The 15,657-nt window shown below is 63.5% G+C and carries 11 protein-coding genes and 1 tRNA gene; 7 read left to right on the top strand and 5 right to left on the bottom strand.

Translation table 11 applies throughout. From position 1 onward, the window contains the following. Positions 1-37: 37 nt before the first annotated feature. Genes betI through betB form a run of 5 tightly spaced genes read left to right on the top strand, consistent with a single transcriptional unit; the run spans position 38 to position 6,340 of the window. The gene (gene betI, locus NKH28_RS18220) at positions 38-628 is read left to right on the top strand and encodes a transcriptional regulator BetI (protein ID WP_352454288.1); all 591 of its coding nucleotides are present in this window, start codon (positions 38-40) and stop codon (positions 626-628) included. Next, on the top strand, positions 625-2,154 hold the full coding sequence (gene betC, locus NKH28_RS18215; protein ID WP_352470970.1) for a choline-sulfatase: 1,530 nt from the start codon (positions 625-627) through the stop codon (positions 2,152-2,154). The genes betI and betC overlap by 4 nt, the downstream gene beginning before the upstream one ends. Then, the gene (locus NKH28_RS18210) at positions 2,154-3,161 is read left to right on the top strand and encodes a threonine/serine dehydratase family protein (RefSeq protein WP_502901210.1); all 1,008 of its coding nucleotides are present in this window, start codon (positions 2,154-2,156) and stop codon (positions 3,159-3,161) included. The genes betC and NKH28_RS18210 overlap by 1 nt, the downstream gene beginning before the upstream one ends. Positions 3,162-3,164: 3 nt before the next feature. Next, a complete protein-coding gene (betA, locus tag NKH28_RS18205; protein ID WP_352470968.1) occupies positions 3,165-4,817 on the top strand; it encodes a choline dehydrogenase in 1,653 nt (550 codons plus the stop codon). A 59-nt stretch (positions 4,818-4,876) separates the two neighbouring features. Further along, positions 4,877-6,340, top strand: coding sequence for a betaine-aldehyde dehydrogenase (betB, locus tag NKH28_RS18200; protein ID WP_352540730.1), 1,464 nt, complete (start codon positions 4,877-4,879; stop codon positions 6,338-6,340). Here the strand turns inward: betB and NKH28_RS18195 are convergent. Next, positions 6,304-8,574, bottom strand: a complete 2,271-nt coding sequence (locus NKH28_RS18195; RefSeq protein ID WP_352540729.1) for an AGE family epimerase/isomerase — start codon at positions 8,572-8,574, stop codon at positions 6,304-6,306. The genes betB and NKH28_RS18195 overlap by 37 nt on opposite strands. A 17-nt stretch (positions 8,575-8,591) precedes the next feature. After that, positions 8,592-10,106: a phosphomannomutase/phosphoglucomutase gene (locus NKH28_RS18190; protein WP_502906634.1), complete on the bottom strand. Its 1,515-nt coding sequence runs from the start codon at positions 10,104-10,106 to the stop codon at positions 8,592-8,594. A 205-nt stretch (positions 10,107-10,311) separates the two neighbouring features. Here NKH28_RS18190 and NKH28_RS18185 point away from each other — a divergent pair. Further along, positions 10,312-10,388, top strand: a tRNA-Pro gene (locus NKH28_RS18185). 501 nt (positions 10,389-10,889) lie between these two features. Further along, positions 10,890-11,915, top strand: coding sequence for a site-specific integrase (locus NKH28_RS18180; RefSeq protein WP_352979886.1), 1,026 nt, complete (start codon positions 10,890-10,892; stop codon positions 11,913-11,915). Here the strand turns inward: NKH28_RS18180 and NKH28_RS18175 are convergent. Genes NKH28_RS18175 through NKH28_RS18165 form a run of 3 tightly spaced genes read right to left on the bottom strand, consistent with a single transcriptional unit; the run spans position 11,890 to position 15,545 of the window. Next, entirely contained in the window at positions 11,890-13,509 is a 1,620-nt protein-coding gene (locus tag NKH28_RS18175; RefSeq protein ID WP_352821482.1) for an ABC transporter ATP-binding protein, read from the bottom strand. The genes NKH28_RS18180 and NKH28_RS18175 overlap by 26 nt on opposite strands. Position 13,510: 1 nt before the next feature. After that, on the bottom strand, positions 13,511-14,629 hold the full coding sequence (locus tag NKH28_RS18170) for an ABC transporter permease (protein WP_352614908.1): 1,119 nt from the start codon (positions 14,627-14,629) through the stop codon (positions 13,511-13,513). Continuing rightward, a complete protein-coding gene (locus NKH28_RS18165; RefSeq protein WP_352979884.1) occupies positions 14,622-15,545 on the bottom strand; it encodes an ABC transporter permease subunit in 924 nt (307 codons plus the stop codon). Before NKH28_RS18165 ends, NKH28_RS18170 begins: the two co-directional genes overlap by 8 nt. Positions 15,546-15,657: the final 112 nt, after the last annotated feature.

Here is a 15,657-nt window from a genome sequence, read left to right as displayed (position 1 = left end):
ATAAAAAATAATCTTGCCCCAACAGGCCGGAGCAAGAATGCCGAAACTCGGAATGGAGCCGTTGCGCCGCAGGGCGCTAATCGATGCAACGATCTCGGCGATCGGCGAGCGCGGTTCGCTTGATGTGACGATGTCGGAAATCGCCGGGCGCGCCGGCGTGTCCTCGGCGCTTGCCCACCATTATTTCGGCGTCAAGGACGAATTGCTGTTGGCGACGATGCGGCACATCCTGAGCGAGCTCACCGCCGATACGCGCCGTGCACTTCGCGCGGCCGGCACGGCGCGCCAGCGCGTCTCGGCGGTGGTCGCGGTCAATTTCTCCGACATCCAGTTCCAGCCCGAAACGATCGCCGCCTGGCTCGCCTTCTATGTCGAGGCGCAGAAATCGGCAGCGCTTCGACGGCTGCTCAAGGTCTATGCGCGGCGGCTGCATTCCAATCTGCTCAGCGGGCTGGCCGGGATCCTGCCGAGAAGCGAGGCCGACCGGGTCGCCGAAGCGACGGCGGCGCTGATCGACGGGCTCTATATCAGGCGCGCGCTGAAAGACGGTGTTCCCGATGCCGCGACCGCGATCGCACTGGTCGAGGACTATCTCGAAACGAAGCTCAGCGGACGGCAGAAGCAGTGACATCCAAGCGACCCAACATCCTGATCGTCATGGTCGATCAGCTCAACGGAACGCTGTTTCCGGATGGGCCGGCGGACTTCCTGCACGCGCCGCATCTGAAGGCGCTCGCCGCGCGTTCGGCGCGTTTTTGCAACAATTACACGGCCTCGCCGCTCTGCGCGCCGGGCCGCGCCGCATTCATGAGCGGCCAGTTGCCGTCACGCACCGGGGTCTATGACAACGCCGCCGAATTCGCGTCTTCGATCCCGACCTTTGCCCATCATCTGCGCGCCGCCGGTTATCACACCTGCCTCTCCGGCAAGATGCATTTCGTCGGGCCGGACCAATTGCACGGTTTCGAGGAGCGGCTGACCACCGACATCTATCCGGCCGATTTCGGCTGGACGCCCGACTATCGCAAACCCGGCGAGCGCATCGACTGGTGGTATCACAATCTCGGCTCCGTCAGCGGCGCCGGTACTGCTGAGATCACCAACCAGCTGGAATATGACGACGAGGTCGCCTTCCATGCCGTGCAGAAGCTTTATGATTTTGCCCGCGTCTCCGACGATGCCGCACATCGGCCCTGGTGCTTGACGGTTTCTTTCACCCATCCGCACGATCCTTACGTCGCACGGCGGCAATACTGGGACCTCTACGAGGATTGCCCGGCGCTCGAGCCTGAGGTCGGCTTCATTCCTTACGACAGGCAGGACCCGCATTCGCAGCGGCTCTACCGCGCCAGCGACTATGACAGGTTCGACATCACCGCTGAGCAGATACGCCGCGCACGGCGCGGCTATTTCGCCAACATCTCATATCTCGACGACAAGCTCGGCGAGCTGCTGTCGGTGCTCGAGCGCACGCGCATGCTCGACGACACGATCATCCTGTTCTGCTCGGATCACGGCGACATGCTCGGCGAGCGCGGCCTGTGGTTCAAGATGTGCTTCTTCGAAGGTTCGGCGCGGGTGCCGCTGATGATCGCCGGCAAAGGCATCGCCGCCGGGCTGATCGACACGCCGGTCTCCAACCTCGACGTGACGCCGACGCTTTGCGACCTCGCCGGCATCGACATCAGCGCGATTGCGCCGTGGACCGACGGCCAGTCGCTGCTGCCGCTGCTGAATGGAAAGAAGCGCTCCGCGCCGGTGCTGATGGAATATGCCGCCGAAGGCTCGAACGCGCCGATGGTGGCGCTGCGCGAGGGCCGTTACAAATTCATCCATTGCGAGATCGATCCGCCGCAACTGTTTGATCTTGAATCGGATCCGCTGGAATCGACCAACCTCGCCGCCGATCCGGCCAATGCGGCTTTGGTGACCGCTTTCTCCGACAAGGTGCGGGCGCGCTGGGACATGGCGGCGTTCGATGCAGCGGTGCGTGCCAGCCAGGCACGCCGCTGGGTAGTCTACCCGGCGCTGCGCAACGGCACCCATTATCCCTGGGAATTCCAGCCGCTGCAGAAGGCATCGGAGCGCTACATGCGCAACCACATGAACCTCGACCTGCTCGAAGAGCAGAAGCGCTTTCCGCGAGGCGAATGATGGCAGATAGTCTCGTCCCCTCGCTCGACCATCTCAGGCAGGCCTATGCCGTCACCTCCAAGGCGACGCAGGTCACGCCGCTCCTGGAATCGGCGGCACTTGCCCGCGAGACCGGCGCCGCCCGCGTCTTCGTCAAGGCCGAATCGCTGCAATGGGCAGGATCGTTCAAGGTGCGCGGCGCCTACTGGCGGCTGAAGAAGCTCTCGCCTGACGAAACCAAAAAGGGCGTCGTCGCCTACTCCTCCGGCAATTTTGCGCAGGGGCTAGCGGCGGCTGGCCAAGCCCTTGGCATTCCCGTCACCATCGTCATGCCGATCGACGCGCCGGCCGCCAAACGCGATGCCACGTCAGGGTATGGCGCGCGCGTGGTGCTGACTGACCATGGCGAACGCGCGCGTGAGGAAGTCGCCGCCGCCAGAGCGCGTGAGATCGCCGCGAGCGATGGCTTGGCGCTGCTGCACCCGTTCGACGATCCGGAGATCGTCGCCGGCCAGGCCGGCGCCGGACTGGAGGCACTCGACCAGCTCGCCGCCAGGCAAGTGGAGGCCGATGGCTTGTTCTGTTCGGTCGGCGGTGGCGGGCTGATCGGTGGCGTTTCGCTGGCCTTCCACTATCTGTCGCCCGCCACGGAGATCATCGGCGTCGAGCCGGAAGGTTTTGACGGCATGGGCTCGTCGCTCGCGCATGGCGCCATCGAAACCATGCCGATCGGACCGAAATCGATCTGCGACGGGCTGATGTCGCGGCGGCCCGGCGACGCGCCGTTCGCAGCGGTGAAGGCCGCCGGCGTTCGCGGCGTCACCGTCGACGATGCTTCGGTGCGGCGCGCCATGCGCCTCGCCTTCGAGCGGCTGAAGCTGGTGCTCGAGCCATCCGGCGCTGCCTCGCTGGCGGCGGTGCTCGGCGGCAAGGTCGACATAACCGGCAAGACCGTTCTGGTGATGGCAACCGGCGGCAACGTCTCGCTGGCCGATTTCATTGCGCATATGAACCACGGGCGCGCATGAACCATGCTTGAAGCGGATTTCGTCATCATCGGCTCCGGCTCGGCCGGCTCGGCCATGGCCTACCGGCTGTCGGAGGACGGTAAGCATTCGGTGATCGTCATCGAATATGGCGGCAGCGATATCGGGCCGCTGATCCAGATGCCGTCGGCGCTGTCGATCCCGCTCAATATGAGCCTTTACGACTGGGGCTTCGCCAGCGAGCCGGAGCCGCATCTCGGCGGCCGCGTGCTGGCGACGCCGCGCGGCAAAGTCATCGGAGGCTCATCCTCGATTAACGGCATGGTCTATGTGCGCGGCCATGCCCGCGACTTCGACCATTGGGCCGAACAGGGCGCGACCGGCTGGGGCTTTGCCGATGTGCTCCCGTACTTCAAGCGCATGGAGGACAGCAATGGCGGCGAGAATGGCTGGCGCGGCCACGGCGGCCCGCTGACTGTGCAGCGCGGCTCGAGGACGAACCCACTCTACGGCGCCTTCGTCGAGGCAGGCCGTCAGGCCGGTTTCGAGCTGACCGACGACTATAACGGCGCGAAGCAGGAAGGCTTTGGGCCGATGGAGCAGACCATCCGCGGCGGCCGTCGCTGGTCGGCCGCGAGCGCCTATCTGAGGCCGGCGCTGAGGCGGAAAAATGTCAGCCTGGTCAAGGGTTTCGCCCGGCGGGTAATTATCGAGAATCAACGCGCCACCGGCGTCGAGATCGAAGTGCGCAAACGGATTCAGATGGTCAGAGCGCGGCGCGAGGTGATCGTTGCCGCGTCCTCGATCAACTCGCCCAAGATCCTGATGCTGTCCGGCATCGGCCCCGGCCAGCACCTTAGGGAGAACGGCATCCCGGTGATCGCCGACCGGCCCGGAGTCGGCCGCAATCTGCAGGACCATATGGAACTTTACATCCAGCAGGAATCGACAAAGCCGATCACGCTGAACTCCGTCTTGAACCCGTTCTCGAAGGCGCTGATCGGGGCACAATGGCTGTTCTTCAAGTCCGGCCTCGGCGCCACCAATCATTTCGAGGCGGCCGCCTTCGTACGCTCGCGCGCCGGCGTCGACTATCCCGATATCCAGTATCATTTCATCCCGGCCGCGGTCCGCTATGACGGCAAGGCGGCGGCCAAGGCGCACGGCTTCCAGGCGCATGTCGGGCCGATGCGGTCGAAGTCGCGCGGTTCGGTCACGCTGCGCTCGCCCGATCCCAAATCGAAGCCGGTGATCCGCTTCAACTACATGTCGCATCCGGACGACTGGACGGAGTTCCGCCACTGCATCCGGCTGACCCGCGAGATCTTCGGGCAGGCGGCCTTCGATTCGTACCGCGGCAAGGAACTGTCGCCAGGTTCACATGTGCAATCGGATGAGGAGCTCGACGCCTTCATCCGCGACCACGTCGAAAGCGCCTATCACCCGTGCGGCACCTGCAAGATGGGCCGTGCCGACGATGCGATGAGCGTCGTCGATCCAGAATGCCGCGTCATTGGCGTCGAAGGGCTTCGGGTCGCCGATTCCTCGATCTTCCCGCGCGTCACCAATGGCAATCTCAACGCTCCGTCGATCATGACCGGCGAGAAGGCCGCCGACCACATTCTCGGGCGTACGCCGCTGCCACCTTCCAACCAGGAACCATGGATCAATCCGCGCTGGCAGGTGTCGGACAGATAGGCCATGATCCGGCGGACGCATATTCCGCATGCCGCGACAAGACGATTTGGAGAACAGTCATGCGCGCCCAGCCAACGGCATCGCATTATGTCAACGGCCGCTATATCGACGACGAGCGCGGCTCAGCGCTGCCGGTTATCTATCCGGCAACCGGCGAGACCATCGCCATGCTGCGCTCGGCGACGCCGAACGTGCTGGAGCTCGCGATCGAGGCGGCGCGTGCAGCACAACCGGCCTGGGCGCGGCTGAAGGCGGTCGAACGCGGCCGCATCCTGCGCCGCGCCGCCGACATTTTGCGCGCGCGCAATGCCGATCTGGCGCGCATCGAGACGCTGGATACCGGTAAGCCTATCCAGGAGACGCTGGTTGCGGACGCCCCGTCGGCGGCCGACTGCCTGGAATATTTCGGCGGCGCGGTCGCCGCCTTTAATGGCGAGGCCGTGGATCTCGGCGGACCCTTTGCCTATACCAGGCGCGAGGCGCTCGGCGTTTGCGTCGGCATCGGCGCCTGGAACTATCCGATCCAGATCGCCGGCTGGAAATCCGCACCCGCCCTCGCCATGGGCAATGCGATGGTTTTCAAACCATCGGAAAACACGCCGCTATCAGCGCTGGCGCTCGCCGAAATCTATACCGAGGCCGGGCTGCCCGACGGGCTGTTCAACGTGGTGCAGGGTTTTGGCGATGTCGGCGCCGGCCTTGTCGGCCACAATGTCGTCGCCAAGGTCTCGGTGACCGGCTCGGTGCCAACCGGCCGCAAAGTGCTGTCGCTCGCCGGCTCAAAGATGAAGCACGCGACGATGGAGCTCGGCGGCAAGTCGCCGCTGATCGTCTTCGAAGACGCCGACCTCGAAAATGCCATCGGCGGCGCGATGCTCGGCAATTTCTATTCGACCGGCCAGATCTGCTCCAACGGCACGCGGGTCTTCGTGCAGAGCGGCATCCATGACCGTTTCGTCGAGAGGCTGACCGAACGGACGAAGAAAATCCGCATCGGCGATCCGCTCGATCCGGACACGCAGATGGGGCCGCTGGTCTCGAAGGCGCAACACGACAAGGTCGTCTCATACATAGAGGCCGGCAAGCAGGATGGCGCGGTGCTCGCCTGCGGCGGCAATGTGCCTTCGCTGCAGGGTTTCCAGGATGGCTTCTTCGTCGAGCCGACGGTGTTCACCGGTGTCACCGACACGATGCGCATCGCCCGCGAGGAGATTTTCGGGCCGGTTATGAGCGTGCTGAAGTTTGACAGCGAGGACGAGGTGATCGAGCGCGCCAACGACACCGAATTCGGCCTCGCCGCAGGCGTGTTCACGCGAGACCTGGCGCGCGCCCATCGTGTCATCGCCGAACTGCAGGCCGGCACCTGCTGGATCAACGCCTACAATCTGACGCCGGTCGAAATCCCCTTCGGCGGCTTCAAGCAATCCGGCATCGGCCGCGAGAATTCGCTCGCGGCACTGGCGCTCTATTCGCAGCTGAAGTCGGTCTATGTCGAGACCGGGGATGTCGCCAGCCCGTACTGATCCTTGGGCGCCGTGCCGTCCAGATACTGCGTCAGCGCGCAGACGAGATGATAGAAGATGCTGGCCGGCACCTCGCTCGCCAAGGAGCGGCCACGCTCGTCGATGCGGTCGATCCACAGGCCGAGCGGCGCCGGATTGATGTGCCAGCGGAACAGCCGGCCGACCCGTGCTTCGATCTCCGGCTTCAGGTCGGGACCGCCCGAACCGTCCAGCGCGATCGCCGCCTTGATCGCTTCGGCCTGCGGCCAGCTGCGCGAGACGCGGTCGAGCGGCAGACCTTGCCGCGAGACGGCGCCGTAGGCGAGGCCCGTGGCGCGGTTCAGGCCATTGGCGATCGCCGACGCGTAGAGCTTCCGCGCAAGGCCGGTCAAGCCGCTCTGGCCGCTGCGGCCGGCGAAGTCGACCAGCAGCGAGGCCCATTCGAAATGATGGCCGGGTTCGGTCCACGTGCCCTTCTCACCAGGGGTCGGCCGCCATTCATGGTCGAAATACTCACCCAGCGTCCAGCTTTCCGGGTCGAAGAAATGGCTGCGAAACAGATCGACGATGCGCGCGGCGCGACGAAGATGGGCGCGCTCGCCGGTCGCCTGATGCCAGGCCAGGAATGCCTCGAGCAGATGCATGTGCGGGTTGGAGCGGCGCTCGCCCTCGCCGCTCGAGGTCTCGCGGAAGCCGGTCAGGCGTTCGTCCTCGAGATGCGCGTCGATGAACGCAAAGGTCTCCTGGCCAAGTCGCAACGCATCGGGATTGCCGCACATATGGGCATGTGCCAGCGCCAGGAGCACGCAGGAATGGTCATAGGCATCCTCGGCGGCGTCGGCGACGGTGCCGTCGACGTTGAGCGTGCGTACCCAGCCGCCATTGTCGGTACGTCCGTGCCTGGCCATGAATTCGAGGCCGTGGCTGATCAGCCGATCGGCCGGGCCGTTCCAGCCGCGCGCCTTGGCGACGGCGAAGGCGTAGATCTGCCTGGCCTGCGTGCGCATGCGCTTGGGTTTCATCAGAGGGGCGGCATCGAAGCCGAGCGCCTCGTGGAACCCGCCGTGGCGCTCATCGACGCCGACCGTCGACCACAACGGCACCGTCTCCTCGAACAGCCAATGGTGCACGCGGCGCTGCCAGGCGCCGCTTTCGATGACGCGGTCGTCGGCGGGCGTGAACCTGGTCTCAAGGCGGCCGCTTTTTTCGAGCTGCTCGACGATCTTCTTGACGTTCTGGCTGTGGCTGACCGGGGCGACGAAAGTGGCGTCGGCGGTCGACACGATGGCGACGTCCTTCAGGCCTATGGCCGACAGCAGGCGGCCGTCGCTGCGGATATAGGAGTTCTCGCAATCGATGGCGACGACATCGCCGACGATGACATTGCCCTGCGTGTCGGAGGGGCCGACGTCGAGCAGCGATTGCCAGGAGCCGAGATCGTTCCAGCGAAAGCCGGCCGGCACCATGGCGATGCCGCTGGCGCGCTCCATGATCGCATAGTCGATCGATGTCGATGGGATGGCGGCATAGAGATCCAGAGGCATGTAGAGGCCGGAAAGATCCGATGTCGCAGCCTGGTAGGCAGCCTCTGTGGCGCTCCAGATGTCGGGCTGGAAGGCCATGAACGCGTCGCGCATGGCACTTGCGCGAAACAGGAAGATGCCGGTGTTCCAGTAGAAATTGCCAGCCTTGAGATAGCTCTGCGCCGTGGCGAGATCGGGTTTTTCGACGAAACGCGAGACATCGCAGATGCCATCGCGCTCGCCGGCCACCTCGATGTAGCCGTAACCGGTCTCGGGTTGGGCCGGCTTGATGCCGAACACCACCAGCCTGCCTTGGCGCGCGGCCGCCGTGCCGGCCTCGATGCTCCGCCAGAATTGCTGTGGCGTCGCGATCTCATGATCGGACGGCACCACCAGCACCAGGCTATCGCCGAATTCCGACAGCGTGCGCAGGCTTGCCAAAGCGACGGCCGCGGCAGTATTGCGTCCGGTCGGCTCGAACAGCGGGCCGCCGCCGGAAAGCTCGTGACCGGCAATGTCGGCATGAACGCGGTCGGCATGCCTTTCCGAGGCAATCAGGAAAACCGGCGTTTCGCCTTCCGGCCGCGCGGTTAGCCGGCGCAGCGTCTTGGCCAGCATTGAGCCGTCGCCCGAGAAATCATGGAACTGCTTGGGATTGTCCTCGCGCGACAACGGCCACAGCCGCGAGCCGACGCCGCCGCTCATCACAAAACTGACGATCCGTTCGATCATGAAAACAAGCCCCGCGTTCAAAAAGTCTGATTGTAGGCGCCGACTTCGGGGCTGCGGCGCAGCACCGCATCGACGGCTTCGAACATCTGCCGCCGCCGCTCGGACGATACCGGGCTCTCCACCACCACCACAAGCTCCGGCTTGTTCGATGATGCCCGCACCAACCCCCATGTACCATCCTCCGCCACGACCCTGACGCCGTTGACGGTGATCAGTTCGCCTATCTTCTGGCCGGCGAAGACCGTGCCCTCGTCCTTCATCTTGCGAAAGTCGCCTACGACGCGCTCGACGACGCCGTATTTGAGCTCGTCGGCGCAGTGTGGCGACATGGTCGGCGTGCCAAAGGTCAGCGGCAGATCGCGATAGAGGTCAGCCATGCTGCTTTGCGGGCTGCGATCCAGCATCTGGCAGATGGCGATGGCCGTGACCAGGCCATCGTCATAGCCGCGGCCGATCGGAGGATTGAAGAAGAAGTGGCCCGATTTCTCAAAACCGGCGACAGCGCCGAGTTCGGCCACGCGCCGCTTGATATAGGAGTGACCGGTTTTCCAATAGTCGGTGACCGCGCCATTTTCCCGCAACACCTTGTCAGTCATGAACAATCCGGTCGACTTGACGTCGACGACGAAAGTCGAGCCGGGATAGAGGTGCGAAATGTCGCGCGCCAGCATGACGCCGACCTTGTCGGCGAAGATCTCGTTGCCTTCATTGTCGACCACGCCGCAGCGATCGCCGTCGCCGTCGAAGCCTAGCCCGACATCGGCGCCCGTTTCCAGCACCTTGTCGCGAATGGCGTGCAGCATCTGCATGTCTTCGGGGTTGGGATTGTAATTGGGAAACGTATGATCGAGCTCGACGTCGAGCGGGATGACCTCGCAGCCGATACTTTCCAGTGCCTCGGGAGCGAAAGCCCCGGCGGTGCCGTTGCCGCAGGCGGCCACCACCTTGAGCTTCCTGGAGATACGCTTTCCCGCGGTCAGATCGTCAAGGTAGGTTTTGCGGAAATCCGCAACGAAGGCGTAGGAGCCACCACCGACAAGGTCGAAATCGCCTGACAGCACGATCGCCTTCAGCGCGCTCATCTCCTCCGGACCGAAGGTCAGCGGACGCGCCGCGCCCATCTTGACGCCGGTCCAGCCATTCTCGTTGTGTGAGGCAGTGACCATGGCGACGGACGGCGTGTCGAGCGCGAACTGGGCGAAATAAGCCATCGGCGACAGGGCAAGCCCGACATCCTTGACCCGTGCGCCGGCCGCCATCAGCCCGGAAACCAGCGCCAGCTTGATGGCAAGCGAATAGGAGCGGAAATCGTGACCGGTGACGATGTCGGGTCCGGCACCCAGGCGACGGATCAGCGTGCCGAGCCCCATGCCGAGCGCCTGGACGCCGATTAGATTGAGTTCCGGCGTTTCGTTCGAGCCGGGATGGCCGAACCACCAGCGCGCATCATATTCGCGAAACCCGGACGGCATGACGAGCGCCGAGGTTTCGAACTCGAATGTGTTTGGTCTGGCATCGCTAACGATCTTCATCGACAAGGCTGCAAACTCCAGGCGGCTGAATCAGGTGCTTCGAGGCAAGTGGACGGTTACCCAGATGCCCTTTAAGCCGTGTTTGTGCGACAGGAAACTGAAACCTGTATGACGTGGCGGCGAAAGCGAAAGAAATGCGACAGAAGCGCTGCCATTGGCGCTTGCAGTAACCAAACTCGGCGGCTATAAGCCCGCGGTCTGGTCACGGAGTGTAGCGCAGCCTGGTAGCGCACATCGTTCGGGACGATGGGGTCGCAGGTTCAAATCCTGCCACTCCGACCAGAAAAAACATTGTCCAACCCGGGAGGCAATGGCTCAGGGCTCGTAGGGGCTCTTCCAAGTTGCGCCTGTACATTCGACAAAAAGAGGTTTGGCCGAGGAGAGGCTACGCGGTGCCCGCAGTGGCATCGGATCGCGGCTATTGCTAACGCATGTTCGTCACCGAAAAAAGCGAGATTTCCAAGGCACCGGAAACCTCCCCCGCTTCGAAACGCCAAATCGTCCCGTGAAGGCCGGCGTGAGATTTACACCTCAGTTGCAACCGGAACATGGGATAGCCCGAGCCACCATTTTGATGCGGCTGTCAGCTACCCTCCGGGAATGCACCAAGACTCGTCGTCCGGCGGGAAAGCCAAGCCGGCGCGATTCTGCGCCGCCTTTCGCAAGTCTTTGCATCTCACGGCACTATCGTCCATTTTGCTTGTTGCAAAGCCGGTCTTGTCGCCTCTTCTAGTGATCCCCGTCCGCAGGACGAACAACTTCGGAGCAAAAAAGGGGACCATTGTGACGACCCATCATCATGCCCGCACGGGAGCGGTGTCTAGCGCTTCAGGTATGCTGCGCCCTCAACTCGGGCCTGCCGCCGCAGGCAAATATCAGCGCCCGATCTCCAGGGCCGATGCCCGCCGCCTGACTGTCGGTGACATCCTCGCCGCCTATACCGAAGCACGCCAGGCCAAGATTGCCGGTCGCAAGGAATTTCTCGCCAGGATGCGTTTTCTGAACGAATTCTTCGGCACCGAGCCGGTCGCCAACATCAATGGAGATCGCTGCCGCGTCTATGTCGAGCACCGTTCGCGCGAGCGCAATCGGGTAGAGCGTGAGCGAATCGCCAAGCTCAACGCTGCGGCGATGGAGACCCGCCGTGCGTTACTCCCGGCGTGGCGAGACAAGGACTTTACATCAGGCCCGCGTCGCGATCTTGAGGACCTCCGCTCGGCGATCAACTTTTGGGCCAAGGAATACGGTCTCGATCCGAAGCCGTCCGTCACCTTGCCAGACAAACCAGCAGCGCGCGAGCGCTGGCTGACGCGCGAGGAAGCAGCGGGACTGCTGCGCGCGGCATTGCGGCTGCGCCGGAAGCACGGTCAGTACGCTCATCTCTGCCGCTTTATCATTGTGGGGCTCTACACTGGCTGCCGACATCGTTCAATCCTGCAACTCAATTGGGATGGCGAGGCCGCAGAAGCTTGGCCGGACCTAGGCCGCGGCGTGCTCTATTGCAAAGATCAGCACGCGAAAAAAAGCAAGAAATGGCGTCCGCCGACGCGACTGCCGTCACGGCTGATCGCCCATATGCGCCGCTGGAAGCGTATCGATTGCGACTGCGGGCCGGTCGTCCATGACAGCCTGGGCGAACCGACAAAGCGCATCGAGAAGGCGTTCCGCACCTGCCGCGTGGAAGCCGGGCTCGGCGACGATGTCACCCCGAATGTGCTTCGCTATACCCGCGCCATGTGGCCTGTGCTGTGCGACGTCGACATGTGGCGGATCGCCAGCAAGGCTATGCGCTCAGGCGAAATCGCGTGACATCGATGGCCGCGGCCATCAGTGTCTGTGTGTAGGTTGCCTGCGGATTGCTGAAGATCGCCTCGGCCGGTCCCTCCTCGACGATCTTACCTTGCTTCATGACGATGATGTAGTCGGCCATGGCGCGCACGACGGCGAGATCGTGGCTGATGAACAGATAGGACAGCTCGTGGTCGGCCTGCAGCTTGCGTAGCAATTCGACGATCTGCTTCTGCACGGAGCGGTCCAGCGCCGAGGTCGGCTCGTCCAGCACCACCACTTTCGGCTTGAGTATCATGGCGCGCGCAATGGCGATGCGCTGCCGCTGACCGCCGGAGAATTCATGCGGATAGCGGTTGCGCGTGTTCGGGTCGAGCCCGACTTCGAGCAAGGCATCGACCGCGCGGAGATCGCGCTGCCTGCCCGACAGATTGGGCTCATGGACCAGGAGCCCCTCGGTGATGATCTGGCCGACGGTCATGCGTGGCGACAGCGAGCCGAACGGATCCTGGAAAACCAGCTGCAATTCGCGCCGCAGCGGCCTCATCGCCTGGCGGTCGGCGTGGGAAATGTCGCGGTCACCAAGCCGGATGATACCGTCGCTGGGCAGGAGCCGCAGCAAGGCGCGGCCGAGCGTCGATTTCCCCGAGCCGGATTCGCCGACGATGCCGATCGTCTGGTTGCGCTTCAGCCGTATCGAAATGTGATCGACGGCGCGCAGCAGCAGCGGCTCGCCGCCAAGAAATCCGCCGCCGATCTTGAAGGTCACCTCGACGTTCCTGCCTTCAAGCAGGACAGGGGCATTCGGAGGCGGCGGCGCCTTGGTGCCGGTCGGCTCGGCGGCAAGTAGCATCTTGGTGTAGCCGTGCTGCGGGTTGGCGAAGATCGCTTCCGCCTCGCCCTCCTCGACCACCTCGCCATAGCGCATCACATAGACCCGATCGGCAAAGCGCCGGACGATGCCGAGATCGTGGGTGATGAAGACGATCGCCATGCCGAGCTTGCGCTGCAATTCGGCGAGCAGCATGAGGATCTGCGCCTGGATGGTGACGTCGAGCGCGGTCGTCGGCTCGTCGGCGATCAGTATGTCGGGGTCGTTGGCCAGCGCCATGGCGATCATGACGCGCTGGCGCTGACCGCCCGACAACTCGTGCGGATAGGATTTCATCCGCCGCTCCGGATCGGGAATATGGACCAGCCGCAGCAGCTTGAGCGCCTCCTCGCGCGCCGCGGCGGCGCCAAGTCCGCGATGCTTGCGGATCGGCTCGATCAGCTGGTTGCCGATCGAATAAAGCGGGTCTAGCGACGTCATCGGCTCCTGGAAGATCATGCTGATCTTGCGGCCGCGGATCTTGTTGAGCTCGGGTTTGCTCAAGGTCAAAAGATTGCGGCCGCGATAATCGACTGTGCCGCTGGCTTCGCCGTTCGAGGCGAGCAGGCTCATCGCCGCCATCATCGTCTGGCTCTTGCCGGAACCGGATTCGCCGACGACGGCGACGGTTTCGCCTGATTTGACGTGGATATTGATGCCCTTCACCGCCTCCACCACACCGTCGAGGGTGCGGAAGCGGACGCGAAGGTCCTTGACGCTGAGGATGGTATCGGAAGCAGCCATCTCAACGATCCTTCGGGTCGAGCGCGTCGCGCAGCCCATCTCCGACGAAATTCAGCGCGAACAGCGTGGAGACGAGAAAGAAGGCCGGGAACAGAAGCAGCCAGTTGGCCGAGCCGATGTTCTGGGCGCCAACCGAGATCAGCACGCCCCAGCTGGTCATCGGCTCCTGGACGCCGAGCCCGAGGAACGACAAAAAACTCTCCAGGATAATGACCTGCGGCACCAGCAGCGTCATGTAGATCACCACCGGCCCGAGCAAATTGGGGATCACATGGCGCAGCAGAATGCCGCGCTGGCCGACGCCCATCGCCTCCGCCGCCTGGACATATTCCTGCCGGCGGATCGACAGCGCTTGTCCGCGCACGATGCGCGCCATGTCGAGCCACAGCACCGCGCCGACCGCCAGGAACATCAGCACGAAGTTCCTGCCGAAAAACACCACCAGCATGATGACGAAGAAGATGAACGGCAAAGAATAAAGCACGTCGACGACACGCATCATCACCTCGTCGACCCTGCCGCCGGCAAGACCGGCGGTGGCGCCGTAGAGCACGCCGATGACCACGGCCACAATGCCGGCAAGCAGGCCGATGGCCAGCGATATGCGCCCGGCCATCAGCGTTCTGGACAGGAGATCGCGGCCGGTATTGTCGGTGCCGAACAGGAAATATTGCTGCTTGATTGAGGCACTCATCACCATTTCGAGACCGTCCGGCGATTTGCTCTCGATCTTTGTGTCATCAAAGGTATCGGAACGATCAAGGTAGCGAATGTTGCGGTCGTCGATCGGCTTGGACGATTTGACGGTAACGAACACACGGCTGCCCTCCTGCCGCCACTCCTTGATGTCGACGCGCATACGCCTGATCGCCTCATCGAGAGCGCCTTCGATCATGTCGGCCTTCGGATAGGCGGAGAAGCTCGGCGGCGTACGGACATAGTCGGCATAGATGGTGGTGTATTGGTGCGGCACGAAAGAGGGCCCAAACACGCTGATGACGGCGATGAAGGCAAGATAATAGAGGCTGAACATGGCCGCGCGATTGGCCTTGAGGCGCGCCCAGGCGTCACCCCACAGGGACCGGCCGACGACCGGTGCGGCAACTGCGATATCAGTCATAGCGCACCCTCGGATCGACGACCCCATAGAGGACGTCGACGATCAGGTTGAAGACAATGGTGAAGAGCGCGATGACCACCACCGTCCCCATCACCAGTGTGTAGTCGCGGTTGAGCGCGGCAACGACAAAATGGCGGCCGATGCCAGGGATAGAGAAGATGGTCTCGACGATGATCGAGCCGGTGAGAAGGGCTGCAGCTGCCGGACCGGTGAAGGAGACGATCGGCAGGATGGCGCCGCGCAGTGCATGCTTGACGACGACTGACCAGTCGGACAGGCCGAGAGCGCGCGCGGTGCGGATGTGATGCGAGTGCAGCGATTCGATCATCGAGCCGCGCATCAGGCGGGCAACGATGGCAATCTGCGGCAGAGCGAGCGTCAGCACCGGGCCGATCTTGTTGATGAGGGCTCCGTCGCCCCAGCCACCGATCGGCAGCAGCTTCCAGGTCAATCCGAATACAAGCTGGATTATCGGGGCGATGACGAAGGTTGGTATGGTGCTGCCGGCGGTCGCCAGCGCGATCACCGAATAGTCGGCAAGCTTGTTCTGGTTGAGCGCGGCAACAGTGCCGAGCACGCTGCCGAGGAGCAGCGCCAGAACGAGCGCCGAAGCGCCAAGTTGGATCGAGATCGGCAGGCCTTCCCTGAACAACTCGCCGACGGTGAAATCCGGCATGTTGTAGCTGGGGCCGAAATTGCCGCGCAGAAGATTGCCTAAATAATGGAGGTACTGCAGCCAGAGCGGGTCGTTGAGCCCGAACTGGGCTTCGAGATTGGCCCTGATCTCGGGGCTCAGGCCCCGCTCCTGGTTGAACGGGCCGCCCGGCGCGACGCGTATCAGGAAGAACGCTATAGTCACGATGACGAACAGCGTCGGGATGGCGGTCAGGAGCCGCCGGAAAACGAATCGCAGCATCGATGCCCCGCTTGATCCAGAGCAGCGCGCGTCCGGCTGGACGATTGCGCTCTAGCCTTCAAATTTTCGCACCGACATTGTCGAAAATCGAGTCCGGTTCCCGGGCCGATGC

The organism is Mesorhizobium sp. M1227, from assembly GCF_040318315.1.
GTDB lineage: Bacteria > Pseudomonadota > Alphaproteobacteria > Rhizobiales > Rhizobiaceae > Mesorhizobium.
Note: the sequence above shows the minus strand (reverse complement) of the source record. Positions and strands in the feature narration are given on the sequence as shown.

Coding starts and splice junctions, on each gene's coding strand:
- NKH28_RS18175 (WP_352821482.1), bottom strand. CDS start 13,509: ATGGCTGCTTCCGATACCATCCTCAGCGTCAAGGACCTTCGCGTCCGC.
- betI (WP_352454288.1), top strand. CDS start 38: ATGCCGAAACTCGGAATGGAGCCGTTGCGCCGCAGGGCGCTAATCGAT.
- NKH28_RS18195 (WP_352540729.1), bottom strand. CDS start 8,574: ATGATCGAACGGATCGTCAGTTTTGTGATGAGCGGCGGCGTCGGCTCG.
- NKH28_RS18210 (WP_502901210.1), top strand. CDS start 2,154: ATGGCAGATAGTCTCGTCCCCTCGCTCGACCATCTCAGGCAGGCCTAT.
- betA (WP_352470968.1), top strand. CDS start 3,165: ATGCTTGAAGCGGATTTCGTCATCATCGGCTCCGGCTCGGCCGGCTCG.
- betB (WP_352540730.1), top strand. CDS start 4,877: ATGCGCGCCCAGCCAACGGCATCGCATTATGTCAACGGCCGCTATATC.
- NKH28_RS18170 (WP_352614908.1), bottom strand. CDS start 14,629: ATGACTGATATCGCAGTTGCCGCACCGGTCGTCGGCCGGTCCCTGTGG.
- NKH28_RS18165 (WP_352979884.1), bottom strand. CDS start 15,545: ATGCTGCGATTCGTTTTCCGGCGGCTCCTGACCGCCATCCCGACGCTG.
- NKH28_RS18190 (WP_502906634.1), bottom strand. CDS start 10,106: ATGAAGATCGTTAGCGATGCCAGACCAAACACATTCGAGTTCGAAACC.